This window comes from Nitrosarchaeum sp. AC2, from assembly GCF_013407385.1.
GTDB lineage: Archaea > Thermoproteota > Nitrososphaeria > Nitrososphaerales > Nitrosopumilaceae > Nitrosarchaeum > Nitrosarchaeum koreense.
On the sequence record NZ_CP030847.1, the window covers coordinates 1,368,934 to 1,394,909 of the forward strand.

Consider the following 25,976-nt stretch of genomic DNA (forward strand, 5'->3'; position numbering starts at 1 on the left):
ATATGTATGAGCATATAATAAGCTACAAAAGCAAATTTATGATAAAAACCATAAAAATACATATTTTAGAATTTAGCTCATGTGATTTAAAAAATTAGAACTGGATGATATAGATTATGGAATCAAGAAACACGTATGTATTAGCAATCCTAGGTTGCATCATCATAATTATTGCAATGTTTTTTAGTTTAAGTTTAGATAAAATAATTATCAAACCTCTTATCAAAAATTATGTAATACTAGATACATACATAAGATTAGATCAATCAAAATCGCTTACTTTATTGACAACAAATATTTTAGATGTAGTACCACATGGAAAATAAAAAAGATGTTTTTGCTATGAACTTTATTTTCACATTATTATTAATAATTGGAATTATAATGTATCCAGTATCTAGTTTTGCAGAATCATATGTCAATTTAGATAAAAAGTCATATACAATTGGAGATGAAATTAAAATTTCAGGAAGAGTCGTTTATGAAGAAAACGTACCTATAGTGATTCAGGTTCGTAGTATTTCAGATTTAGTTGCAATAAAGCAATTTTTCCCGTTAAAATCAGGATCATTTTCAACAGATATTGATGTAATTGGTCCTAAATGGACACAGTCAGGATCATATACTGTAATAATTTCATATGATGATGAAAAATTCGAAAAGATTTTTAGTTTTTCTACAAACATATCTGAAAAAAATGAATCTGAGCAAACAAGACATACTCAAGAAACAATCCAATCTCAAAAACCTAAATCAAAAATTTCAATATCAGATTTTCCAGATCCCACACTTTCTCCAAACCATTACATTAACTTGTATAACACTGATTCCGATTTTAAAAAATTATTTGATACTTCGTTCCCTGAATATAGAATTCAAGAAGTAGTAGGGTATGAGTTAACAGATATTCCAGGATTTCCTGATTATAATTTATCCCCACAATATTATGTGGACAGATATTCAAATGAGCCTAGATTTAGAGTATGGTTTGATTCACAATTTCCTGACAAAACAATTTATGATATCGTAGGCATGTCTGAAAAAACTAGACCTGCGATGCCCAGTTGGATTAAACAATACGTTCAACTATGGTCTACAGGAGAGATAACAGATTCGCAGTTCACTTCAGGAATTACAGAATTAATTCAAAAAAAGATACTGATACTTAGTGACGACATAATAAAAACAAAGAATTTAGATGACAACATTCCATCATGGTTTAAGAATACTGCAACATGGTATTCAAATGAAACAATTACAGAAGATGATTTTTTACTTGGATTGCAGTTTCTTATTGAAAAAAAGATAATCACAATTCAAATTTAGGTAATTCATGCTAGTTAAAAATCAAAAATAATTAAATAATGGAAATGGAACTTTTAATAATCAAATACAATATAAGAGAATATTGAATTTAAAGATATTATTTCTAATTGTTATAGTATTTACTTTTGCAGGATTGTTATTTTCAACGTCATACGCTGATGTAGCATCACCAAAAAAGCAATTATCTTTTGGGATCGATTTAGAAGATATTTCATGCAAAGAAGGATTCATGCGCGTATATTTACTAGAACATGAAACGCCTTCATGCATAAAGATTTCATCAGTAAAAAAATTAGTGCAGAGATATATGATTTCAGATTTTGATCTAAAGCAGTTTGAAAAGAAAGAAAAAACAACACTTCAAGAAGTTGGTTCCGTTAAAATAGAATCCACGGTTCAATCCCTTTCAAAATCTGGTAAATCGCAGATTCCGGTATATGATGTGATATTCAATATTTGTTCCATATCGCAATCTATTGAATCACCAGTAATTGAACTTAAATCAAATGCCGAAAAAAAACAAATCCAACTTGCAAATAGTATAGAAGCAAAATCATGCCAAATATCTGTAGGACAAATTCAGGCTACCAATCCAGAATCAATATCAATACAGCTAATCAACAAGGGTACAATTTCTCAAAAAGTTAATGATTTAACGCTAACCATTAATAATTTACAACTTGAGCTTGAAATTCAAAGAAAAAATCTTTCAGAATTAATCAAGTCTGAAAAATCACTTGAAGTAAGCTCAACAATTGAACATATTTCTAAACTAAGAAAACAGACTAACGATGTACGTGATGAACTTAATTCATATTTATTATCATTGAATCTTACACCTACAACTACTAAAGATACTTTAAAGATACCAACACCAACGCCGCGAAAAGCATCAGAAGGAATGATTGTTAAAATTATTTCAAAATATGATAATCCAATAAAAAATAATTACGATATTGCATTTGAAGCATGTTCAGGAAAAGAAATTTTGAGAATCCCCATAGTTACAGTAAGTTCAGATTTAGAATCAAAGACAACTCAATTAGGAGATAAAATATCTCCAAACTCTTGTTTGATTTCTGGAACTAAGATAAGTGCCAGTGATCCAAATACTATCCAAATAAGATATCAGGATAGCGGTGCAAAAGCCCAACAAATAGATGATTTAGATAAAAAACTAGATGAATTAAATAAACAATTCTCAGAAGTGAAAAAATCGCTTAATGACTTAATCAATCTCAAACCTCGTCCTGTAGACTTTGCTAAAAAGACAGATGATATATCACAAAATATCATTAAATTAAGAGATGAAATTTTGCACACAAAGTCTTTAAAATATAAAATTTTGAGTACTGAATAATTTCTTGTTTGAAAATTTCTTGTAGGTAAAAAAATAATGAATTTTTAAAGAAAATTAGATTTTAAGATTACCAGATTTAACATGTTTGTATTTTGATAAATCTAAAATATTCTCTATTTTAATATCGGATTGATACTTAGCGTTTACATATGTCCTATAATCATTACATGTGTCCTTTTTTAGAATTTTGTTTGTGACCCCAATGTATTGTTCAGATTTTGACTGTATTAGAAAAGAAGGTTTTAGGATTGTGGAATCTGCACATGCTTTGAATTTAACTAAAAACTTTTCAGAATCGGTAGGAATTGAATACAATATCTTAACATCTGCTTTTTTACCCAGTTTATTGTGAGATAATAATTCAAGATTTGAATAATATTTATCAATTTTACTTTTTCCGACAAAATTCCAATCCAAATTTTTGTAAAGTTTTATACAATTGTATATAGATTGTCTGTCCTTATATTTTTCTTGAAATTTCTGATTTCCCATCTCTTTGTATCGAACATACATTTGTTTACACATATTTTCATCGACTTTCACCTCAGCGAAGGATAACGGAAGTACAATCACAGGTAACAATAATAAAAAAATAGAAAAAATACCCAATCGGTTTAGATTATGTTTAGTTTTCATCAAATCACTTTAAAAAAATTTGAAGAAACAAGTACAATTATTGAAGATAAAAGATCTTGGGCTGTAAACGATACCGGTGTACAATTGATTTCTTCGATTTTTTGTATTTTCGTATTTGATTTGCTAAATTAATAGTATTATTGTATAATTATTGGTTTGTGGCATGCCATAGATGAGAAAAGAGTATTCCTCATTTAGATAATGAATTCTATGGCGCGGGGAGAGGGATTTGAACCCACGGGTCATTGCTGACATGGGATTAGCAATCCCACGCCCTACCAAGCTAGGCGATCCCCGCACAGACTGCCTTGAATTAATCTGTAAATAAATTCATTCTTCACCAAATTGGTGGTAATTAGTCACAATATCATCAAGTTTCATTCTTTTTCCACCCACAATTTTTAGTTCAACATGGATAGATTTGTTGGAAACGGTAATGATATTGTATGTATTTTCAAACAATCCCCTAACTCTTTCAGATGTAGCAGTTCCGGCATTTACAACCATTAGTTTTCCAAAATTCCACTCCCAGGGTCTATGTTTATGACCACATAAAACAAGATCAACTTTAGTATCAAGTATAGTTCTTAAAACATCTCCTGCATCTACTACAGTTAATTGATCAGAACCAGTATCCGGAATTGCTATTAGATGATGATGCATTGCCAAAATCTTTACTTTATCTTTGTATTTTTTCATTGTTCTCTCAAGCCACAAATTTTGACGATACCCCACCTCACCTTCGTTTCTATCAGGACGAGCAGTTCCAAGTGTTACCAAAACAACATCATCACTTAATTCATTTATTGCTTCAAAGGGGAAAAATTTCTTGAATAATAGATAACCGGTATTTCTATAGTCATGATTTCCGCTAATAGTAATAATTTTTTTAGTGTTAAATTTTTTCAATAATGTCTTACATTCTTCATATTCTTGCATTAGTCCTTCATTTGTAAGATCACCAGTAACAACAATAACATCGGGATTAAGATGATTTACCTCATCAACTAGTTGATCAAATTTATTTTGAAGAAATTGTGAACCTACATGAAGATCAGAAATTTGTACAATTAGCATTTTTCTTAATTTAGTAAATTCCGCTATTAAACTATCTCTATAGTATCTACGTAAACAATTCAAACCCAAGGTAGGATTAAATAATAAACATAGCAAGTTTTTGCAGTTTTGGGCAAAAAAGCTGCAGTAATGAGAGGGGACGGAATAGGTCCTGAAGTCGTAGACTCTATGCTCAGAGTTTTAAAAGAATGCAATTCCCAAACAGAAATTATTCTATGCGAAGCAGGCTCTGAACAGTGGGATAAAAATGGCAGAAAAGACAAATCATACATTCCAGATGCCACAATGAAGACTCTAGAAGAGACAGATGCTTGTTTTAAAGGGCCGACGACAACAATACCAGTACCAGATGCACCAAGAAGTGTAGCTGTTACATTACGCCAAAAATTTGAATTATACTCTAACATTAGACCAACTAGAACATATGATAGATTAACACCAAATCGGAAACTAGATTGTGTTTGTTTTAGAGAAGCAACAGAAGGACTCTACACAGGTTTGGAAGTAAAAGTCACAGATGATGCAGCAATTGCAATTAGAAAGATCACTAGACAAGGATGTAGCAGATTTATGAACTCTGCAGTAAATTGGGCAAACAAATACAATATGAAGAAAATGGTTGCAATCACTAAAAGAAACATCCTAAAACAAACAGATGGAATATTTTGGGATGAAGCGCAAAATTCTATTAAAGGTACAGACATTAAATTATCTGAAATTTACATTGACAACATGGCACAACAAATGGTAGTTGCCCCAGAACAATTCAATGGATCAATCTTGGTAAGTACCAATTTGTTTATGGATATAATATCAGAATTAGCATCTGGACTTGTAGGATCAATAGGACTGATTTATTCTGCAAACATGGGAGATAACTATGCAATGTTTGAAGCAGCTCATGGAAGTGCACCACAGTTCGCAGGACAAAATAAGGTAAATCCAACTGCAACAGTTCTATCAGGAGCTTGGATGGTAGAATATCTTGGAGAAACAGAAATACGAAATGCAATTTTTGCTGCAACAGAACAAGTGATTAATGAAGGTAAAATTGTAACATGGGATATTGGAGGTAACGCAAGTACAACACAAATGACAGATGCCATAATATCATATGCAAAACAGAATCTTCGAAAATAAAGAAAACCTTACTTTTGTCTGACAGCTTCAACTAGAATTAACTCTTCAAAAAACAATTTCTTTTTGGCAAGAATTCGTGGTTCCAGGCATAATTTTTGTGTGTATTCCATTAATTTTTGGTAATTAGAAAGAGATGTAGTTACAAAAAGAAATTTTCCGCCAATTTTGATATTTTTATAAATTGAATCAAATATTTTTTTGGAATTTCAAAGCCTTCAATTCCTCCATCAGTTGCAGCGTCTAATACTTTATCAGTTGCAAGATATGGAAGATTGCACACAACTAGATCAAATTCTAAATTTAATGCATCAGAGCCATTACAACAGACCAAATTTTGCGTAGGATATGTTTGATTTTTTAATACAGTAAAATTAATGTCGGTTCCAACAACAAAAGCAAAATTCTCCCACAAAAGTTTTGTTAAATATCCAGAACCACTTCCAACATCTAGAGCAGAGAATCCTTTCTCTTTTTCAATATAATCAGATATGAAGAAGGTGTCTTCAGATGGAGAATACTCCTCATCTCTTAAGAATTTCTTTTGCAAGTTCAACTATGTCATCACCTGAAAGATCATCTAATCGTTTCTCAATAACAGTTTCTTTTCCAAACTGCTTAAAGATATTTTGAAGTGTTTTTCTTCTGTATGAAAACATCTTGTTTATAACATGAATAAGATCTTTTTCAAGTGATTTTTTTTTAGTAATTCTAAGAACTACAGAATCAATCTTTGGAGGAGGTGAAAAATTTTGTTTTCCAACATCTAAAATTTTTTCAATCTCAAAAGCAGAGTTTGCAATAATACTTACAGATCTTCGGTTCTTTGAAGATTTTGCAAGTAATTTTTCTGCAAATTCTTTCTGAACCATAATCACACCATGAGAAAAAGGAGTATTTGCAAGCCATTCAATAGCATCCTTACTTTTTGAATAGGGTAAATTAGATACAAAAACAGAAAAGACATTATCTTGTTTGAATCCATCACCAAACTTTAAAGAGAGATTTGAAATTTTGGAAAAACGAGATTTTGCTTTTTCGTATAATTCCCTATCAGCATCAATTGAAATCACTTTTTTTGCATTTTCACACAATAATGGAGTCAAAATTCCTAATCCTGTCCCTATTTCAAAGACAATGTCATTTTTAGTAATATTAGCCTCTAAAGAAATGGATTTTGCTATTACATTTGAGGTTAGAAAGTGTTGGCCTAGTCGTTTTCGTTTAATCATTTTTTGACAAAGAGATTCATCCTACTTTCACCAGTAATTTCATCCATGATTCTCTCTGAGATATGTTTGATTGGTTCTTTGAATCCCACGCGCTCCTGCAAATCAGCATAGCTTGCAAATGCCTTCTTTTCTCTTTCTTCTAACATTATTTTCATGTATGTTTTTCCAATTCCTGGAATTAATTCCAGGGCATGAATTCGAGGAGTCAATGGTCTTGCATTGTTAAGATAATCTACAAATCTAGTTTCATTGTGGGTGACAATATTTTCAACTACTCCCCGTAATTCACTTTGAGCAGATGACGAAATGTGTTCATATTCTAGCTTTCCTAAAACTGAAAGAACTTTTGTTCTTCCCTCTTTTCCAATGTAGATTCTTTCTCCTACATCAAATGTTGAATTTGGAACACCAAGAACTTCAAGTAAAGTAAGTCTGTCCTCACCAATTGCAGTGATAATAATTCCGTCACGTCCACGTACTGTAGATGATTTTCCACGCGGATTAAAATCTAAGACATATGCATATTCCTCATATTTTCTAGGAGGGGATTGTGCCCTGTGCAAAATAAATCTCCTTGAAACTTAGTTCCCCTTGATTATCTTGAGCATTTTTTCTAGAGTTTCAGCAAGAATAAGTTTCTTCCAACCAAATGTAAATGAACGTAGTTCAGCCAAACTAGTTGGTCTGATATTTACAATTTCTACTGCTTCTTCCTCAGTTAAATCACAATCTTTCATTAGTTGTTTCTTCATTTCTTTAGCATCCTTTGGATCAATGGTCACAAATTTAGAGACATAATCATATGTCCATCGTTGAATTTGATCCATTTCTTCAACATCAACTTTACCTAAAATCTCTTTAACTTCTGATAGAGAAATGCTTTGTTTCTTTTTTATCTCTTCCATGATTATACACCGAATGGTTTGATATGATCTAATCTTGTGATTAAGGTTTTTGTTTTATTCCCTAATTTTACATCTAGAGTAATAGCACGTCTACCTACATGTGTAATGTTACCTACTTTCCCATGATAGCGTCTATGAGGCAAACCTTTGTGTTGTCTAGGATCTATAATTACAAGTGCTTGTTCTCCTTCATGATATTCTCTAAGTAAGAATGATACGCCTCTAGGAGCAGTTTTTGTCATCACAGATCTTGCTTTGTGCTTAAATCCGTGTGAACGACCATGAGATTTCTTAGTTGCCATATCTGAGTAGATTCCCCAGTGACCCTATTTTAACAGTTTCTAGTCATGCATTAGAGATGATGTCGGTTCTGAGTTGTCCACATGCAGCTGAAATTTCAGATCCCTTCTCAACTCTTACTGTACAATTTACATGAGATTTTAGTAGTATTCTTTCAAATTCAAGTATACTCTTTTTTGATGGACGCTGAAAATTTCCGGCAGTAGAATTTATTGGAATCAGATTAACATGAGAACCATTTCCCTCTAAAAGAAGTGCAAGTTCCTTTGCAATTTCTTGTGAATCGTTAATGTTTTCAATTAAAGCGTATTCAAATGTAACACGTCGTCCAGTTCGCTTAAAGTAGCGTTTTCCTGCTGCAACTAATTCATTTACTGAATGAGGTCCAGCTGTTGGAACTAATTTTTTGCGTAATTCATCATTTGGTGCATGTAATGATATTGCTAGTCCGATTTGAAGATCTTCTTCTGCAAGTTTGTCAATACCAGATATTATTCCAATAGTAGATATCGTGATGTTTCTCTGTCCGATTCCAAAACCTCGTGGATGTGTAAGTAAACGAACTGCACGAATTGTTTCATCGTAATTTGCAAGAGGTTCACCCATTCCCATAAAGACCAAATTTGTTATATGCTGATCTCGTTGCTGAAGTAAATTTGCAAAGTGAATAACTTGTGCTACAATTTCTTCTGCTTTTAGATTTCGCTCAAAACCCATTTGCCCAGTTGCACAAAAAATGCATCCCATTGCACATCCAACCTGAGTTGAAACGCAAATAGTAGACCTAGGATGACCACCAATCTTTGTTGGTTCATATTGTATAAGAACTGTTTCAACTGGAGTTCCATCTGTTAGATTAAGTAATAGTTTTGTGGTATCACCATCATCACTTACTACTCTATGAGTTTCAGTTGCAGACCCAATTGTGTATCCATCTGCAATTAATTTATCTCGCATTGCAGTAGGTAGTTGTTTTAACTCGGTGATAGTTTTTGGAAATTTATAATACAATGGGTAAAGTATTTGATCTGCTCTATATCTTGGCTGGCCCATATCCATTACCAATTTTTCCATTTCTTCAGGTAACAAACGATAAAGATCAGTCATTATACTTTCACGATGCCTCTCATATTCAACAATTAAGGCTCTGTTATAATATTATAATTTAATCGAGTCTCAATTTTTAAAATAAAATAAAATTTTTGAAAATAAAATAAAAAGAAAAGAAGATTACTCTTCTAGTGACTCTAAATCATCATCAGAGTCAAGATCTTCGGTTGCTTGAACCATTTCTAGTTCTGCAGTTCCAGATGTAGATTCAACCAGTGTTTCAGGTGTAGAATCAATAATAGATTCAGTTGTTTCAGGTTCTGATTCTTTTTCTTTTTTAGTTGCTTTTTTGGCTGTCTTTTTACCTGGCTTTTTCTCTGTATCTTCCAAGTCCATCACTCCTGCTTCACCCAATGCAAAGATTACTTCTTCTTCTGGATGGTGTGGACTGTCTACCATTCGTGCGATTCGTTTCTTGCCGGATTTCTTAAAGTATATTCTGTATGTACTTGTGTGTGCAACTACGTTTCCACCTATTGGTCGAGTTGGATCACCAAAGAAAACATCAGGAGATGCCATTACTTGATTTGTGGCAATTGCAGCACAGTTGTAAGTTTCTGCAATTCTAGACAACATGTGAACAAAATGATTCAGTTTTTGTTGTCTATTTGACAATGTTCCTCTACCAAGATATTCAGCACGGAACAATCCAACTGCAGAATCTGCAACGATTAGTCGGATATTGTTTTCTTCGATTATAGGGCCAGCTTCTTCTAGAATCAATGTTTGATGTGCGCTGTTATATGCACGTGCTACAATTATTCTGTCAAGAACTTTTTCTGGATCCATTTCATGTGCTTGTGCAATAGATACTATTCTTTCTGGTCTGAAAGTGTTTTCTGTATCAATATACAAAACACCGCCATCCAATCCACCTTCTGTTTTTGGTTTTTGAACCATTACAGCTAGTGTATGTGCAAATTGAGTTTTGCCTGAACCAAATTCACCATAAACTTCTGTAAGAGCTTGTGTTTCAACACCTCCATCAAATAGGGTATCAAGACAGTTAGTGCCAGTTGTAATTTTACCAATATCTTGTCTGCGTTTGTATACTTCACTTGCAGTAACAAAATCCCTGGAGATCAATCCAGTTTCAACGAGATGTTGTCTTGCCTTGTTTACAATTTTTTCTGCGGTATCTTTTTCCATTCCAGTTATTTCTGCAATTTCCACAGGACCTCTTACGATAAGATCCATAACATTGTGTACTCCTGCGTCGGATAATTTTCTAGTAGTTACAGGACCTACGCCCTCCAAACTATCTAATCTTAAATCTTCTACCATACTGTATGGTACGGTACTAGTACTTTATAACGTTATTGTTTTTAGGTTCTGTCAAATCTCCGTCGGATCTCCTCACTGTCAAAAGTCATCGGATGCGGTTTTGAGCAGTATCGTATTTACTGACAGATGATTTCACTTTTCTGTTCACCATCATACAATCCGATTATTCCTTGAACATCACATGGAGAAATATATGGATAGTTTGTCTTTATTTCAGGATACATCAAATCATCTGGATTCTGTGAGTGTGCAAGACCAAAAGCATGACCAAGTTCATGACGTAGTATTGATTTGAACTCCTCTGTGGATAATTTGTCAACTGAAAATATTGTAATTTCTGATTTTAAAATTTGATGGTTTGCTTCATCTACTTGCGACTTTGTATATCCTGAATATCCATCTCCGTTGTTTTGTGTTGTTAGTCTTATTGTGATGTGACCTGATCCTGTATCTGTAATTATTGAATGATAGTGTATCGGGATTGGGAATTTTGTATTATATGATGACTTTTCTAATGCCCCATACCATCCCTTGTAATACGTTTCTCCACCAAGATTTACTGCTTCAGTGGAGAACACTACATCGTTTATCATGTCTAGTTGCTTTTGTGATATGTTGGGCGAATCCACAACATGAATGTGAAAAGAATCGTCAGGTTCAATCTTCCACGAAACAAATGTGTTTATTTTTTCTCCTTTGAGATTTTCAATTACATACCCGCTTGAAAGTGTCGTTGGGTATACAACTTCTATGATCTTGCTAGGATATGTTGGAAGGGTATTTGTGGTGATCATAGCGATAATTATCATAATCATTGTCACAACTGCAATCATTATTGTTGACTTTGTCTTGATTGTTTTAGTGATTCTTTTTTGTTCTATCTCAAATGATTTTACTTCATTTTCAAGATTGGAGATTCTGTCGATTGTTTCTTCATTATCCAATGGCGGAATTTTATTTAATGGATTTTTTCTATCATTTGTAACCACCCAGACTAATGTCGTTACTAGTATTTACCCAATTTTGGGAATCTAGTCATAATTTATGAAAATATGCTAACATAGATAATCCACGACTATCAAGGATATCTTGAAATCTATCCTAGTCATATTTTTTATCTTATGCTTGCATTCTGAATCAGGGTTTTCCACTTGTTCTCACCCTCAATAGTAATTCTACAGGCTTCGGCAGGTGTCTTACCGTCTAATCCCATGTGATTTCGAATGTAATTATGGTATAGTTGGTAGCCGTCAATTATTGCTGAATTTTCCTTTTTGATTCCCCTTATCCTACTGTGTATAAAAAACCTGTTTTGAAAATGATCGTAAAAATATAACTTGTAACAATTTTGAGCTAACGTCTCTTTCTTCTTTGTCCAGGCTTATTTTGCCCTGGAAATCTACCTAACTCAAATCGCTTTTTGAAGTTACTCTTGTTTCTAAGACTAGAGTTTGTACCAACAATTTTTCTGCCTTCAACTTTAGGAGTCTGTCCTCTTACTTTACCTGCTTTGGTAAGTGAACCGTGGGTTGCCATACTTAATCATCTAAAATAGCAAATTTATGTATTTGTATGATTACCAGTATTTTGCCTTGATTGTCTCAATGACGTGTTCATGTTCTTTACTTTTATGACGTGCATATCTTTCCATTGCACCTAAAGGAATACCTCCTAAAGATCTCGCAATTGCGTTAAAGAAATATCGCTGTGGTCCTTTTGCACCAGTTTTTGTCATGAATTTCTGAATTCCATATTTGAAATTATGCTGCCAAGTTTTATAGAGTACGCCTAATTGTGCAGGTGTCATTTCATTTCCAATGTTGAAGAAATCAGATTTTTCTAACAATCCAATTGGAACAAAAGTAAGCGCTGTAGCAGTAAACATCGAGTCTGGTTGTTCATGTTCTAATTCTGTGATTAAACGAATAGTATCCCAAGAATCTTCGGGTTGTTCATCATTGTCAAGTCCCATAATCAAAGTAAATGCAGGAATCCAATAATCCTTATTCAGAGTTTTTACACCTTCTTTTACTACCCAATGCCATTCACTTGGATCGTATGGAGCAAGTTTTCTATCAGCATATTTTCCAATTAATCTCAAACTTCCTGTTTCAAAACCAGCTTGAATTCCAATCATGTTATCAGGACTGGATTTAATTATTCGTGAAAGGTTTGGAATTAGTTTCTCATCAGCTATTGCACCTGCTAAAGTACCATGAGTTGGGTTTGTATGGCCTACACCAGTTGACATGATAGCAGTAAATAATTCTTCAAGGGCTTCTCTGTTTGGCTCCATTCCTTTAGCAGTTCGAGGATCCATTCCATATACAAAAATATCATCGCTATGAATCCAAGCCGATTTTGCACCGCCTTTTTTGATGTTGACTTCGATTTCACGTTTGACTTTTTCTGGTGAATAGTATCTTAATGATCTTAATGTAACATCGCAGAATTTACAGCCTCTACCACATCCTCGCATCACTTCAACCATTCCATGCATGCTTGGTTCTACAATTTCAGGGATTTCATCTAAATCTGGTCTATCCCAAAAATTTACAAATCTTCCATGAATTTTTTTCCCATTTCTCTCAAATTCTTTTATGTTTACTTTAAAGTCACTACGCTTTCTAAATGGATCCATATTTTCAAAATCGCCATTAATCAGATAATTGAAAAATCTGCCTGCGTGTCCGTCAATTTCTGGAGCAATACCACCAAGTTCTCCTTCCAATATAGCATAGATACCAAATTCTTCAATTTTTTCTGGATCATAGTTGTATTGCCATGTACCAGAAGCACCAGAAATAACTTTGGCTTTACTTCCTGTCTTTAGTTTTGCAGCTTTAATTCGTTGATGTAATTCTGTATTGTAAAATTCATCATAGGAAGTTTGTTTTCGTCCATATGTGAAAGTCATTGTAACAGGACCCATTCCTAACGGATCCATTTCATATGTACCAACAACTTGCGTATCAGGTCCGATGAATTTTTCAATGTGATCAGGATGTGCAACAACAACATCTTCACGTCTAAATCCGTCGCGCAGTAAACCTGCCTCTACTTTTCGTAATCCATATGGAGCGTAGTTTGCTACACCATTTGTGTGAGGAATGTAATTGCAAATAAAATCAAATAAAATCTTTGGAGTAACCTGATTTCCTAGAATTTTATACAAAAGACTTTTCTTATCACGATTTGGATCTACTGCAGGAGCGCATCCGAAAAACGTAGCTAGAGATAAACCACGATAGGGAGACATTAATGTACGATCTGCAGTTAATACTATTTTTGGGGTACCCAATGCTCTTCAACGCAATAATTTCATGATTTATTTTAAACCTTGCTGACTAAACTTAATAATTTTCTAGTATTCCAGCCTTATTTCTATGAAAACGACCAAATTCCTTGTTTGAAATTAAATGATCACCATCAAACACTGTACCATCTTTACAAACCAAATCTTCTCCAACACAGCAACTCCCACAAATTCCCACGCCACATTTCATCATACGTTCAAGACTTGCTTGAACAAACAATCCTCTAGAATGAGCTAGTTGAACAGTTTTGTACATCATTATTTCAGGACCACATGTGTAGATACCATCAAAATTAATTTCATTTACAAGTTTTTCAACCATACTAGTAACAAATCCCTTCTCTCCATAGGTTCCATCATCTGTAGTAACAATTACGCGGTGAGGATTATTTTTCAATAAATTATTTGCCAAGTCTTCAAAAAAAACTTCATTCTTTGATTTTGCACCAATTAGAACTGTAACATCGTCATTAGGTTTGATGTGTGTCAATAATCGCATCATAGGAACTAGTCCAGTTCCACCACCAACCAGCAACAGTTTACCTTGTTTTAGATCAAATGAATTTCCATATGGTCCTCTTACACCAATTTGCTGGCCTACCTTAACATTGAACAAACCCGTAGATGCAGGACCGTGTTTTCTAACAGTGAAAGCAGCTTTACCAGACTCTTGAGCAATCATCACACTCATTGGCAGTTCATTGATTCCAGGTATCCATACCATTGCAAATTGACCAGGTAGAACACTTGACATTACATCGTCTGAAAAAATCAGAGTTCGAACAGTAGGGGTTTCATCAATTACTTTTTCAATTACACAAATTTTTGTATGATTAAGATTTCTTTGCAAGTCCTATCATCTCATCTATTTTTGAATATCCTTTTCTTTTCATATATTGAAGTATTCCTTTGTTAATATCATTAAAAACATGTATCCAATTATCACCAATTACACTTCCTATTTGAATTGCAGATGCACCTGCCAAAATAAATTCAATCGCATCTTCCCATGTAGATATTCCACCACATCCAATTATAGGAATGTCATATTTTGAAGAGATTTCATAAACACATCGTAAGGCAATGGGTTTAATCGGAGTACCAGAGAGTCCACCGAATTTATTACTGAGAATTGGTCTTTGTGTTTCAACATCAATTGCAATAGCTCGTATTGTATTAATTGCAGTTATTGCATCAATGCCAGAATCAATTGCAGCACTTACAGTATTAAGATAATGAGTTGTTCCCAGCCCTACTTTTGCAATTACAGGTACATTAGTAGAATTTTTTACAGTACTGACAATTTTTTTTACTAATTCTGGATCATCGCCTACTTCTAATCCAACTTTGGCAACATGAGGACATGATAAATTCAATTCGTATGCAATAACTTTAGAATTTTTAAACTGTTCAACCATTGTTGAAAAATCTTCAGGAATGGAGCCTACAAGACTAATAATTATCGGAACATCTTTGTTAGGTTCTATCATTTTGGCAAAATTTGGAGCGCCTGGATTTGATAATCCTACTGCATTAATCCATCCGCCACCATTTATTCCAAATATTGTAGGATTTGGGTATCCATCCCACGGTTCTGTACTCAGTGATTTGCTTACAACTGCTCCTGCACCTGAACGATAAAGTCGATTAAAGACATCTAACGAAATACCTAATATTCCAGAGGCCAGCATTACAGGTCTTTCTAGTTGAATTTTTCCTATAGAAGTAACCAGGCTGGATTCCACTTTGAATCATGTACGTGGTTTCGAATATAATAGTTGATTCACCGTGTTTTTAGTACCTTTTTAAAAGGAGACCTGAAATTAACAATTCATGTATTCTGTAATATTAACAGAATTTGGAATCGTAGTTTTTAAAGATGAGAAACTCGAAAAAGCATTTCCTTTCAAAGATGCAGTTCGAGATTATATTTCTGTGAAAAAAAAGGAATCAAAATTAAATGAACTTGTGAATTATCTCGGTCCTCTTCAAAGAGGCATTTCGGTTAGTGATGAATCATTGATGACATTACTGAAAAAAGTTCCATAGATGCACAAATGATGGAAGAATCAGAATTAGAAGAGATTCAATCCACAAAACCACAAATTATTGTTGATTCAGGATTTGCAAAAAACATTTCAGAAGCATTGTCAAAGCTAAGAGAATTTGCAATGGGATTATCATCATCAAAGGTTACAGAAGTTTCTGAGAGTCCAGATCTTCACATAATTCAAGCAATAAATTCTTTAGATGAGATTGATAAAATTGCAAATGGACTTAGCTCAAGATTACGAGAGTGGTATGGTTTGCATTTTCCAGAATTGGACAACATTATTGATAGCATTAATGGTTATTCTCAAATTGTTTTGGCTGGAAAGCGAGAATCATTAACAAAAAAAGTGTATGAAGAAGCAGGATTTCCAGATTCGAAAGCAGATATGATTGCTTTGCTTGCATCAAAAAGTAGAGGAGGAGATATTTCAGATATCAATTTAGCAATTGTGCAATCAATTGCTAAACAAATTCTAGATTTCCATGACTTACGAAAAAAATTAGAAGCACATGTAGAGCTAGAAATGCAAACTGTTGCACCAAATCTTTCAGCAATTCTTGGAGCTGCCGTAGGTGCTAGAATATTAGGAAAAGCTGGAAGCCTAAAGAAATTAGCATCCATGCCAGCAAGTACTATCCAAATAATTGGTGCTGAAAAAGCATTGTTTAGATCATTAAAGACAGGCGCTCAGCCACCAAAACACGGATTATTGTTCCAACATGCTATGGTTCACGCAGCACCCAGATGGCAAAGAGGAAAAATTGCCAGAGCAATTGCTGCAAAAGCCGTGATAGCTGCTAGAGTTGATGTTTATGGAGAAGGCATCAATAAAACATTATTAGAAAAACTAAACATCAGAGTAAACGAGATTAGTAAAAAATACGAAACTCCTACTGAAAGAGAAACCAGACAACCCGAATTATTCAGAGAAGGTGGAGAATCTAGAAGAAGAGAAGGTGGAGATTTCAGAAGAAGAGAGGGAAGTGATTCTAGAAGAGAAGGTGGAGAATCTAGAAGAAGAGAAGGTGGAGATTTCAGAAGAAGAGAGGGAAGTGATTCTAGAAGAGAAGGTGGAGATTTCAGAAGAAGAGAGGGAAGTGATTCTAGAAGAGAAGGTGGAGATTTCAGAAGAAGAGAGGGAAGTGATTCTAGAAGAGAAGGTGGAGAATCTAGAAGAAGAGAAGGTGGAGATTTCAGAAGAAGAGAGGGAAGTGATTCTAGAAGAGAAGGTGGAGAATCTAGAAGAAGAGAGGGAAGTGATTCTAGAAGAGAAGGTGGAGAATCTAGAAGAAGAGAAGGTGGAGATTTCAGAAGAAGAGAGGGAAGTGATTCTAGAAGAGAAGGTGGAGAATCTAGAAGAGAAAATAAAAATTATAGAGAAAGAACAGATTCAAAATCAAATAAAAATAAAAAGAGAACCAAGTTTGAAAGAAGATAATTTTGAATTTTTTTGGATAAATTCAGATGGTGAAAAAAAACTAGCTACTGAAATTTAGTGATAGGTAATCAAGTATATAATGAAAAATTAATTACAAAAAAAGGGACAGAATATAGATTATGGGATCCTTTTAGAAGCAAATTAGCTGCCGCAATAATGAATGGACTAGAAATATTTCCATTCAAAAATAAATCATCAGTATTGTATCTCGGAGTATCAACAGGTACAACAGTTAGCCATATTTCAGATATTGTTGGACCATCAGGAATTATTTTTGGAGTTGAACATGCTAGTAGAGTAGCGCGAGATTTCTTAGATAGAGTTGCTTCACATAGAGCAAATATAATTCCAATTTTACAAGACGCGAGAAAACCAAAAGAGTATTTTTCAGTATTTGGAAAAGTTGATGTAGTTTATGTAGATATTGCACAACCTGATCAAACAAACATAGCAATAGAAAATTGTAAAATGTATCTTAAGAAAGACGGTTATTTCTTTTTAGTAATAAAGACCAGAAGTATAGATGTAACAAAATCTCCAAAAGAATTGTTGAAGAAGAGATACAAAGAATGGAAGTTTATTTTGAGATTCTACAAGTAATAGATCTTCATCCTTATGACAAAGACCATGCAATGGTAATTGCAAAGTTCCTAAAGTGATTTTTTATTCAATATTTGTTGAGTAGGTTTCCAACTTTTACGCACGAAAATAGGTAGTACTTGATTGATTTTATAATAAGATGCAACAAAATCAATTGTTTTTGAATCAGATGGATATCCACTTCCTAAATCATAATTTTTTCTGAGTTTTAGTATAGCCCTATCTCTAGTAACTTTGGCAATTATTGATGCAGCTGATACCACGATAAATCTGCTATCAGCATGATGGTATGAACGAATTTTTTTATGTTTAGATAATTTTGCTATTTCTTTTCCAAATCTTTTTGGATTTACATCACACGAATCAACATATGAAGTATCAGGATTTAATTTTGAAATGACTTTTGCCATATATTTAGCCTCTAAATGATTAAGATTGTGTTTGGTTACACTGGCATCAATTATTTTTGGAGAAATTTTTGTTACATAGTAATTATCAACTAATGCGATTATTTTTTTGTAAAGTTCTTCTCGCAATTTTGGAGTTAGTTGTTTTGAATCTTTTACACCTAACTTGGATAGTTTAGGAATATCTTTTTTTGATATAATGATGCCAGCGATTACTAGAGGACCAAGCATAGAACCACGCCCAGCATCATCAACTCCACAAATCAGCATTGATTCTGTCTTAAAACACATGTATTAAACCGTTATAGGTAAATGAAATACAGATTAAGAATTGCAAATTCCAGATGAAACTTTACAAGAGATAGTAGAAGGGCAAACAAAAATTATCGTTCCAAAAAAATCATTGACAGATAAAGTTCCACCGAAAGAACCAGCATTTTTTAATCCAAAAGCAAAAGTGAGTAGAGATTTCTCAATAATTGCATATGGAGCATTTCTAAAAAAATTTAAAGGTCCAAAAATATTTTTAGAAGGATTATCAGGTCTGGGAGTAAGAGGATTACGTGTTGCTAATGAATTACAAATGGATAAAGTAATAATTAATGATCTAAATCCATCCGCATTAAAATTAGCAGAATACTCTGCACGATTAAACGATTTAAAGAATATCGAATATTCAGAAATGGAAGTATGTAGATTTCTTAGTAAATATTCCACAAAAGGCGAAAGAGGTTCAATTGTAGATATAGATCCATTTGGTTCACCATCCCAATTTTTTGATTGTTGCCTTAGAGCTACTATGCATGGAGGAATTCTTTCCATAACGGCAACAGATCTTCAGGTTTTAAATGGCCTTTATCAAAGCGCATGTAAGAGAAAATACGGTGGAGTGCCAATAAGAGCAGAATATGGTAATGAGATGGCAATTAGACTGATTCTAGGATGTCTCAGAATGGTTGCAGGAAGAATAGGTATTGAAATTGTTCCAATATTTGCAGAAAGCAATATGCATTATTACAGAACATATGTGCGAGTACTTATTCGACAGGATCAAAAAGAAAATATTGGATACATCATACATTGTAAAAGTTGCGGACATAGAAAAATAGTATTAGAACAAATTAATGAATGTGAATTGTGTGATTCAAAATTAAACATTGGGGGACCTTTATGGATTGATAAAATTTTCGATAAAGAATTTGTTAATGATATGATTTTAAAACTACCAGAATTATCAGTAGGAAAGGTTTGTGAAAAAACATTACAAAAATGTTTAGTAGAATCTGAAATGCCTGGAATCTATTTTACATTAGATGAAATTGCATCTAAAATGAAAGCATCACCACCAAAATTAGAAGACGCAATCATAAATTTACAGAAAAACGGATATCTTGCTAGCTCTACGTCGTTTAATCCTACTGGATTTAGAACAAATGCAAACATAAATGAAATAATCAGTGTTTTTTCAGATCAGCCAGTAAATCCCAAGCAGACATAATACAACTCACTGCTTTGTTTTCTACTGGCTTCAGGTTTTGTAAGATTTATTCTAGCAAATTTCTTTTTAATATAATCTTTAAATTCCATAGAATATTCTCCATCAAATACTTTGAAAATCGCATTACCTTTATGCATTAGAACCTTATCCATAATTTTTGTACATTCATAATTCAATGAAATTTGTATTGCATGATCAACAGACCAATTCCCAGTAACTTGTGGAGAAAGATCACATATCACTGCATTAACTTTTCTTTCAAAATAAGACATAATTTCGTCAACTACAAACTCATTTTCAATATTTTCTCTAATTATATGAGCTCCAGGTATTTCCTCAACATATGAAGTATCAATACCCATTACCTTACCTTTGTTTCCAGCAAGTTTTACGGCCATTTGAGTCCAGCCTCCAGGGGCACATCCTAAATCAAGAACATAAAATCCAGGTCCAATGATTCGATAAGATTGATTTAGTTGTTTGAGTTTGTATGCAGCTCTACTTCGATAACCCTGTTCATGGGCTAATTTTCTGTATTGATCTCGACGTGCATCTATTAACTTCATTTGGCTTTCGTAGGTTTTTTCATCTCTGATAGTACCCAGTCTTCAATGAATTGACAATTACGTGGGCTTATTTCTCCTTCGAGTGAACATTTTTGTTCAACGGGACAAACAAGACATGGGGCATTCTCAATTGATAAAGTGCTGATAGGAGTCTTCTTTAGAATTAATTTATACGTCCAACGACCTTTATCAAGAATTTTTTCTCGGTAAATAGTTCCCATTCTTTCTAACTTTAATGCAAGTCTAGAACCATCTCTACTAGTTAGCTTTAATTTTTTCCAAAGTTCACTTTGGAACATTCCACTAGATTCACGCTCAGCTAAAACATCACATATTTTATTTGTGAGTCTCTCCATGTCAACTTTTTCAATTTGGAAATTTTCAATCTCTTCATCGGTAAGTTGTTCTTCTAATTCTTCTTCTAATGTTTTTTCAGCTTCTTTTTTAATTTCTTCTAATTCTTTCTTAGTAAGCTTTTTTGGTTTGGGTGCTGCTTCTTTTTTTGCAGGTTTCTTTTCTTTAGGTGCTGCTTCTTTTTTTGCAGGTTTCTTTTCTTTAGGTGCTGCTTCTTTTTTTGCAGGTTTCTTTTCTTTAGGTGCTGCTTCTTTTTTTGCAGGTTTCTTTTCTTTAGGTGCTGCTTCTTTTTTGCAGGTTTCTTTTCTTTAGGTGCTGCTTCTTTTTTTGCAGGTTTCTTTTCTTTAGGTGCTGCTTCTTTTTTTAAAGGAACGTCAGATGTTTTATCTTGTTTTTTTGCCATCAAATCACCTTAATTTTTAATATAACTCCTAATCATACAATAATTCATTCCTATTTAATGGTAAATTTTCCACTTGTAGTTATAGTACTCTTTTGATTCTGATCGGTCATTTTCACGACTAGATCATACTGTCCAGGTTTATCTATTATTTCAGAGAAATCATCATCAACAGGTAAAAAAGAGTTGTTTTCATCAAAACATTGTTTTAAAAATCCACTTTGTGTAACTATATGTTTTTCAGAATAAACAGTAACATACAGATCTCCACAGTCAAACTGAGAATCATCAATTTTTACTTGAATTTGTACAGGGGATGAAATAGAATATTGATTTTCTAATCCAATGATGGAGATATCTTCATCATTTTTCATGATTTCAGAATTGCCCATGGGCCACATATTGAGTTCACGATCCGGCGATTGAAGAACATCAGCCATAACAACAGTACCAAAAGCAATTGAAAGTACAATTGGCAAAACAAATACAACATATACTAAACTTGTTGCCATTTCGTTTTTCACCTGTAAATCCCTTATATCTATTTAGCAAAATTCCAATACGCATGATGAATTTGACGAATGAGTTAAATCGGACCCGACTAAATATTGCTAGATGCGACTTAGAAAATTTAGAGTTAGAGCATATCGTTGCATTCACGATTCTGGCGAAATTACTGTTGGTGATTTAGCAGCATTTGTTGGAAGAAATGAAAGTGGAAAAACAACAATTCTACAAGCATTAACATTATTAAATAAAGATGAAAAATTTCAGATTTAGATCTTTGTGATGAATTATCAGAAGAGTTGAAAGGAGAAGTTATACTAGCTGAAGGAGAATTTGAATTAAGTTCAAACGAGGTTAAATTAATCAAAGAAGCGTTTCCAGGTTTACCAGATATAAGAAAAATAAAATTATTTAGAACAAATAAAATACCTAGAGTACAATATGAGTTTGAAAATATTCAACTTAGTGATGAACGAAATAATGAAATAAATTCTTGGGAGAATTTTTCAAGGCAGATTAAGAATTTTTTAGATACAATACCAAATCATCTTAAAATTCAAATCAATACTGAATTATTTGATGGTCCTCCACCAAAGAATCAGCAGATATTCAATAGCGGAATGGCTGAATTTAGCAATCAATTTCACGTAATAGCTGTTCAAGAGCCTAAAGTAATAGAAGAATGGCAAAAAATATACCATAATCCGGAAAATCAGTATCATAAACTTCTTAGTGGCAGTAGTGAAAAATCAGCTTTAGAGAATTTCATTGCATCTGAATTACATCCTCGATTTGTTTATTTTTCTGATTACAAAAAAATCTATGGCAATATCAATCTCAATGAATATCTTAGAGAAGAAAAAGGAGTCAGGGCAAGCTCAATTGAATTTATTGAAGAATTTGACAAGGCAGAAACAGTAAGAAATCTTTTCTATTTGGCAGAATTAGACATTAAAGCATTAGATGAAGTAAAAGAAACTCCATCAAAATGTATCAAATTATTGAATACAGCAAGTAATAGATTAACTAAGAAATTAAATCCAGCATGGAAAGGCGACCCAATCCATGTTGAATTAAGATACAATCCAGGAAATATCATGAGTGTAGTAATTTCAGATATTCATCGTGATGGAACGGTAACCAACACAGGATTGCTAAATAGAAGAGCAGAAGGTTTCAAATGGACATTTTCGTTTATTGTAAATTTTGCAGCAGAAACACAGAGAGCAGAACTCAAAGAAGCAATATTACTTCTCGATGAACCAGCAAGAAATCTTCATCCTACCCAACAACGAGGAATTTCAGATTTGTTAAAGAATCTTGCAGGCTCAAATCAAGTTTTGTATGCAACACATTCACCATTTATGATTTTTGATTATACTCCAGGAAACTTGTTGGTAGTAGAATTAGATAAAAGAAAACACCTTAGTAAAATTTTTTATGATTACTGGAATGCCGATGATAAAACACTAACCCCAATTCTATATGGATTATCAAGAGGGTTGGTCGAATCGATTGTAGATAGAGAAATTGGAACTAACTCAAGACCAGTAATTATTGTTGAGACAATGTCAGATGCAATGTATCTTAATGCTTTTGATAAATTTTTACAAGATCCAAACATATCAATGAATCCACTTAATGTAGTAGCTGCTTATAATAAAAATTCAGTATTACCTCTGGCAATATTTTATAGAAATCACGGGTATAGGACATTTATTTTATTGGATGATTCAGATGAATCTAAACAGATTTCAGCTCAACTAACATCAAATGATTTTTCACCAATACAGACAATACTTTTTGAAAGAGATGGTAAGAATTTGGAATCAATTGAAGATTATATTGTTTTAGAAGATTATCTTCATGCAGTCAATCAAACTTATGAGATCAGATTGAGAAAAGAAGGCTATTCAAATCTTAAACCACTTGATGTAACTTCAAAGGGAAAGAAAGGCGTTTTAGAGAATTTAAGAAAAATTTGGGAAGAACATAATGATGATGATTGGGGTCAGTTCGATAATGAGGAGATTACTAGGTATATTTGTGAAAAAATTACCTTAGAAGAGACTGATTTCTTATCAGATAAAACTAAAGACCAATTTAGAACATTGTATAGATTAATTGCTGAAAGAATCAGACAATATCAAAACGTCACTACAAAGGCAGATTTAGCCAAATTTCAGAGAGCAAGAAATTAGGATTAAAGAAGTTTACTGATGAAAAATACTTCATCAACAAATACAAAAGCAGTAAAATACCCTTTAAGGTTTAATTGAGATATGAAATTGTTTGAAATTATGAGCAAACCCTCAATCAGAGGAGTTTTCCTTTCCATAATCTTATGTTTAACAGTGGCAATCATCATTCCAGCACATGCTGAAGGAACAGTAGATGCAAAAAGTTTTTCATTTGAAGAAACTACGATTATTGAATTTACTAATACTGGAAATGTTGATGTAAGTGCATTTAGAATTTGGTTAGGTAGTGATAATAATTTTAAATCATTTAAAACAGAAAATGGATGGATTGGTGAAAAAACTCCTCAAGGAGTTATAATATTTACTTCATCATCAGAAGTTATCAAACCAGGAGAATCAATAAAGATTGGAATTAAAACAGATAAAATATCTTCAGGAATTAATTGGAAAGCACTTGATAAAAGTGACCAGCAGATAGAGATTGGAAAAACGATTGCAGGTGAATTACCCAAACCGGTAACAATTTCTAAACCAGTACCAAAATCAGATACAACAGTTTCAGAGGAAGGGGTTTTAGCAAATTCAGCTTTTAGAATTATTCCAGAAAAACCAAATGTGGGGTCAACTATAAGAGTGACTGGAGATAATTTTGGAGCAGGACAAGAATTAGATTTTTTTATAAATTCTAATAAAATTTCTAGCTTTGTCACGAATGATGCGGGTTATTTTATTACTACGGTAAAAATTCCAGAAAATATTGACGCGGACAGAGTAGACTTCATAATCAAAGATAAAGACAATCAAGAAAAAAAGATCAGTTTAAGATTAGAAGAACCAATGAATAGAATTCCAGAATCAGATAACATCCCACTAACAATTGTCGGACTACCAGAAATATTACATAGAACAGATTTTTTAGAAATTTCAGGTACGGCACAGCCAAATAGTGCTATAACAGCATCAGTAAAAGATCCTGAGGGGAAGATCATCAACACAAGAACAGCAAAAGCAGATGCAAAAGGAAATTGGAAATTAGCAGAACCAATAATTGTTCCGTTAGATGCGCCATTTGGAAGATATAGTGCAATTATTTCAGATGGTAGAGAGGAAAAGACAACTTCATGGACGATAGAAACATCAAAAGTAATTCTCATAAAACCAATAACCTTGAAATTTAATCCTGGAGAGACAATGAAGTTTAATGGTACCGCATTGCCAAATAAATCACTAGAGTTAATTTTAGAAGATCCACTTGGAATTGAAAAAACTTCAGATATCATTGAGATAGATGAGACAGGAAATGTTGAATTTGAATATCCAACAATAGCAAATGTAGACAAAGAAGGTACATGGACATTAGTTGCAGAACAGGATGGAAAAAGAGAATTCATTTACGCAGGATTAGGAGAGATCCCATCAATACCAATTAACATTGAATTTGATAAATTAAATTATAAATCAACAGAAACTGCAAAGATATCACTAACGGGAAAGCCTCTAGATAAACTAACTATGTTAATTGTTGATCCATCAGATAAACCAAAAATAATTGCAGATAATAAAAATACTGTTTCCATCACATTAGGTCAAGACGGAAAAAAAACATATGAATTAGAACTAAGTGGATATTCGTCAGGAGCATATACTGCTATTGTCAACAAAGGCGCTTCTAAAAGTTCTGAGGTATTCACAGTGGGATTACAAACAGGTTCCGGTACAATTAAAATTGGTAGCACAAAATTAGATTATAGACCTGGAGAAGCAATCTTAATTTTGGGAGATACAAAAGAAAACTCACTTTTAACACTCACACTAAGTGACCCTGATGGAACAGTATGGAAAACTAAAGAAATATTTTCAGATAAGAATGGAAAGATTGCAGATGATAGTTTAAGATTACCATCATCAGCAGAACCAGGCATATGGATAGTCAATGCAAAAAGCGGTTCAAACTTCGATAATGTTGAGATCGAAGTAATAACTTCTAAAGAAGAAGGACTTGTAGTCACAGTAGAAGATGGTATAGAAATTTCAGGATATGGAAAAAGTATCAACATCAAAGTGATAAATGCAGAACAAACAGTAAAAATGTCAATCCTAAATTCAGATGGTGAAGAAATAGAGACGTTATCATTCCCATCTAATAAAGAAGGCGAAATTAAACAACCATGGTTTATTCCAAAAGGCACAATACCAGGAACATATACTATCAAAGTAACTGATGCTCATAATACTGCTGAAACAACATTTACTGTAAAATAACTTCAAA

General features: G+C 33.1%; 27 protein-coding genes, 1 tRNA gene and 2 pseudogenes. 10 read left to right on the top strand and 20 right to left on the bottom strand.

Annotated features, from left to right (window positions below; genetic code table 11):
• Positions 1–116: 116 nt before the first annotated feature.
• The 3 genes from DSQ20_RS08275 to DSQ20_RS08285 all read left to right on the top strand — a co-directional run bounded on the left by DSQ20_RS08275 (position 117) and on the right by DSQ20_RS08285 (position 2,686).
• On the top strand, positions 117–326 hold the full coding sequence (locus DSQ20_RS08275; protein WP_179365278.1) for a hypothetical protein: 210 nt from the start codon (positions 117–119) through the stop codon (positions 324–326).
• A complete protein-coding gene (locus DSQ20_RS08280; protein ID WP_255458217.1) occupies positions 316–1,326 on the top strand; it encodes a hypothetical protein in 1,011 nt (336 codons plus the stop codon). Before DSQ20_RS08275 ends, DSQ20_RS08280 begins: the two co-directional genes overlap by 11 nt.
• Positions 1,327–1,408: 82 nt before the next feature.
• Positions 1,409–2,686 (top strand): hypothetical protein, encoded by a 1,278-nt coding sequence (locus DSQ20_RS08285; protein WP_179365279.1) that lies wholly within the window; start codon positions 1,409–1,411, stop codon positions 2,684–2,686.
• A 278-nt stretch (positions 2,687–2,964) separates the two neighbouring features.
• Here DSQ20_RS08285 and DSQ20_RS11040 read toward each other — a convergent pair whose 3' ends face one another.
• The 3 genes from DSQ20_RS11040 to DSQ20_RS08300 form a co-directional block, all read right to left on the bottom strand.
• On the bottom strand, positions 2,965–3,090 hold the full coding sequence (locus DSQ20_RS11040; RefSeq protein WP_179365280.1) for a hypothetical protein: 126 nt from the start codon (positions 3,088–3,090) through the stop codon (positions 2,965–2,967).
• 443 nt (positions 3,091–3,533) lie between these two features.
• Positions 3,534–3,620, bottom strand: a tRNA-Ser gene (locus DSQ20_RS08295).
• 32 nt (positions 3,621–3,652) lie between these two features.
• Complete coding sequence (locus DSQ20_RS08300) at positions 3,653–4,399, bottom strand: metallophosphoesterase (protein ID WP_179365281.1); 747 nt, start codon at positions 4,397–4,399, stop codon at positions 3,653–3,655.
• A 108-nt stretch (positions 4,400–4,507) separates the two neighbouring features.
• On the opposite strand from DSQ20_RS08300, the gene DSQ20_RS08305 reads away from it, so the two are divergent.
• Complete coding sequence (locus DSQ20_RS08305; RefSeq protein WP_179365282.1) at positions 4,508–5,539, top strand: isocitrate/isopropylmalate dehydrogenase family protein; 1,032 nt, start codon at positions 4,508–4,510, stop codon at positions 5,537–5,539.
• Positions 5,540–5,547: 8 nt separating this feature from the next.
• Here DSQ20_RS08305 and DSQ20_RS08310 read toward each other — a convergent pair.
• The 12 genes and pseudogenes from DSQ20_RS08310 to DSQ20_RS08365 all read right to left on the bottom strand — a co-directional run bounded on the left by DSQ20_RS08310 (position 5,548) and on the right by DSQ20_RS08365 (position 15,428).
• Positions 5,548–6,086 (bottom strand): annotated as a pseudogene (locus DSQ20_RS08310) (methyltransferase domain-containing protein).
• On the bottom strand, positions 6,061–6,768 hold the full coding sequence (locus DSQ20_RS08315; RefSeq protein WP_179365283.1) for an rRNA adenine dimethyltransferase family protein: 708 nt from the start codon (positions 6,766–6,768) through the stop codon (positions 6,061–6,063). The pseudogene DSQ20_RS08310 and the gene DSQ20_RS08315 overlap by 26 nt, the downstream one beginning before the upstream one ends.
• On the bottom strand, positions 6,765–7,331 hold the full coding sequence (locus DSQ20_RS08320) for a DUF655 domain-containing protein (protein WP_179365284.1): 567 nt from the start codon (positions 7,329–7,331) through the stop codon (positions 6,765–6,767). Before DSQ20_RS08320 ends, DSQ20_RS08315 begins: the two co-directional genes overlap by 4 nt.
• 18 nt (positions 7,332–7,349) lie before the next feature.
• Positions 7,350–7,673, bottom strand: a complete 324-nt coding sequence (locus DSQ20_RS08325; protein WP_007551223.1) for an RNA polymerase Rpb4 — start codon at positions 7,671–7,673, stop codon at positions 7,350–7,352.
• A 2-nt stretch (positions 7,674–7,675) separates the two neighbouring features.
• Positions 7,676–7,975, bottom strand: a complete 300-nt coding sequence (locus DSQ20_RS08330) for a 50S ribosomal protein L21 (protein ID WP_048109986.1) — start codon at positions 7,973–7,975, stop codon at positions 7,676–7,678.
• A 43-nt stretch (positions 7,976–8,018) separates the two neighbouring features.
• Positions 8,019–9,080, bottom strand: a complete 1,062-nt coding sequence (gene rlmN / locus DSQ20_RS08335; RefSeq protein ID WP_179365285.1) for a 23S rRNA (adenine(2503)-C(2))-methyltransferase RlmN — start codon at positions 9,078–9,080, stop codon at positions 8,019–8,021.
• Positions 9,081–9,203: 123 nt separating this feature from the next.
• Positions 9,204–10,367 carry a DNA repair and recombination protein RadA gene (radA, locus tag DSQ20_RS08340; RefSeq protein WP_179365286.1) on the bottom strand — a complete coding sequence of 388 codons (1,164 nt, stop codon included), beginning with the start codon at positions 10,365–10,367 and terminating at the stop codon, positions 9,204–9,206.
• 116 nt (positions 10,368–10,483) lie between these two features.
• Positions 10,484–11,356 carry a matrixin family metalloprotease gene (locus DSQ20_RS08345; protein WP_218841286.1) on the bottom strand — a complete coding sequence of 291 codons (873 nt, stop codon included), beginning with the start codon at positions 11,354–11,356 and terminating at the stop codon, positions 10,484–10,486.
• Positions 11,357–11,720: 364 nt separating this feature from the next.
• A complete protein-coding gene (locus DSQ20_RS08350) occupies positions 11,721–11,903 on the bottom strand; it encodes a 30S ribosomal protein S30e (protein WP_007402857.1) in 183 nt (60 codons plus the stop codon).
• A 40-nt stretch (positions 11,904–11,943) separates the two neighbouring features.
• Entirely contained in the window at positions 11,944–13,668 is a 1,725-nt protein-coding gene (locus tag DSQ20_RS08355) for a radical SAM protein (RefSeq protein ID WP_048109988.1), read from the bottom strand.
• A 52-nt stretch (positions 13,669–13,720) separates the two neighbouring features.
• The gene (locus DSQ20_RS08360; RefSeq protein ID WP_048109990.1) at positions 13,721–14,533 is read right to left on the bottom strand and encodes a dihydroorotate dehydrogenase electron transfer subunit; all 813 of its coding nucleotides are present in this window, start codon (positions 14,531–14,533) and stop codon (positions 13,721–13,723) included.
• Positions 14,517–15,428 (bottom strand): dihydroorotate dehydrogenase, encoded by a 912-nt coding sequence (locus DSQ20_RS08365; protein ID WP_179365287.1) that lies wholly within the window; start codon positions 15,426–15,428, stop codon positions 14,517–14,519. Before DSQ20_RS08365 ends, DSQ20_RS08360 begins: the two co-directional genes overlap by 17 nt.
• Before the next feature lie 88 nt (positions 15,429–15,516).
• Here DSQ20_RS08365 and DSQ20_RS10885 point away from each other — a divergent pair, with 88 nt between their 5' ends.
• Genes DSQ20_RS10885 through DSQ20_RS08375 form a run of 3 tightly spaced genes read left to right on the top strand, consistent with a single transcriptional unit; the run spans position 15,517 to position 17,774 of the window.
• The gene (locus tag DSQ20_RS10885; protein WP_255458220.1) at positions 15,517–15,732 is read left to right on the top strand and encodes a hypothetical protein; all 216 of its coding nucleotides are present in this window, start codon (positions 15,517–15,519) and stop codon (positions 15,730–15,732) included.
• A gap of 11 nt (positions 15,733–15,743) precedes the next feature.
• Complete coding sequence (locus tag DSQ20_RS08370; protein ID WP_255458221.1) at positions 15,744–17,174, top strand: ribonucleotide-diphosphate reductase subunit beta; 1,431 nt, start codon at positions 15,744–15,746, stop codon at positions 17,172–17,174.
• 57 nt (positions 17,175–17,231) lie between these two features.
• Positions 17,232–17,774, top strand: coding sequence for a fibrillarin-like rRNA/tRNA 2'-O-methyltransferase (locus DSQ20_RS08375; RefSeq protein ID WP_370464185.1), 543 nt, complete (start codon positions 17,232–17,234; stop codon positions 17,772–17,774).
• Between the two features lie 50 nt (positions 17,775–17,824).
• On the opposite strand, the gene rnhB is transcribed toward DSQ20_RS08375, so the two are convergent.
• Positions 17,825–18,451 carry a ribonuclease HII gene (rnhB, locus tag DSQ20_RS08380; protein ID WP_048109992.1) on the bottom strand — a complete coding sequence of 209 codons (627 nt, stop codon included), beginning with the start codon at positions 18,449–18,451 and terminating at the stop codon, positions 17,825–17,827.
• Between the two features lie 61 nt (positions 18,452–18,512).
• Here rnhB and DSQ20_RS08385 point away from each other — a divergent pair, with 61 nt between their 5' ends.
• The gene (locus DSQ20_RS08385; RefSeq protein ID WP_179365288.1) at positions 18,513–19,679 is read left to right on the top strand and encodes a tRNA (guanine-N1)-methyltransferase; all 1,167 of its coding nucleotides are present in this window, start codon (positions 18,513–18,515) and stop codon (positions 19,677–19,679) included.
• On the opposite strand, the gene DSQ20_RS08390 is transcribed toward DSQ20_RS08385, so the two are convergent.
• From DSQ20_RS08390 to DSQ20_RS08405, 4 genes are all read right to left on the bottom strand, one after another.
• Positions 19,652–20,245, bottom strand: coding sequence for an RlmE family RNA methyltransferase (locus tag DSQ20_RS08390; RefSeq protein WP_007551237.1), 594 nt, complete (start codon positions 20,243–20,245; stop codon positions 19,652–19,654). The two genes, DSQ20_RS08385 and DSQ20_RS08390, sit on opposite strands and share 28 nt — an antisense overlap.
• Entirely contained in the window at positions 20,242–20,601 is a 360-nt protein-coding gene (locus tag DSQ20_RS08395) for a transcriptional regulator (protein WP_048110507.1), read from the bottom strand. The genes DSQ20_RS08390 and DSQ20_RS08395 overlap by 4 nt, the downstream gene beginning before the upstream one ends.
• 98 nt (positions 20,602–20,699) lie before the next feature.
• The gene (locus DSQ20_RS08400; protein WP_179365289.1) at positions 20,700–21,002 is read right to left on the bottom strand and encodes a hypothetical protein; all 303 of its coding nucleotides are present in this window, start codon (positions 21,000–21,002) and stop codon (positions 20,700–20,702) included.
• Between the two features lie 50 nt (positions 21,003–21,052).
• A complete protein-coding gene (locus DSQ20_RS08405) occupies positions 21,053–21,511 on the bottom strand; it encodes a hypothetical protein (RefSeq protein WP_179365290.1) in 459 nt (152 codons plus the stop codon).
• 103 nt (positions 21,512–21,614) lie between these two features.
• Between DSQ20_RS08405 and DSQ20_RS08410 the strand changes: the two are divergent.
• Together DSQ20_RS08410 and DSQ20_RS08415 are read left to right on the top strand one after the other, a co-directional pair.
• Positions 21,615–23,707: pseudogene (locus DSQ20_RS08410) on the top strand (AAA family ATPase).
• Between the two features lie 99 nt (positions 23,708–23,806).
• Entirely contained in the window at positions 23,807–25,969 is a 2,163-nt protein-coding gene (locus tag DSQ20_RS08415) for a biofilm-associated protein (protein WP_179365291.1), read from the top strand.
• The last annotated feature ends 7 nt before the right edge of the window (positions 25,970–25,976 follow it).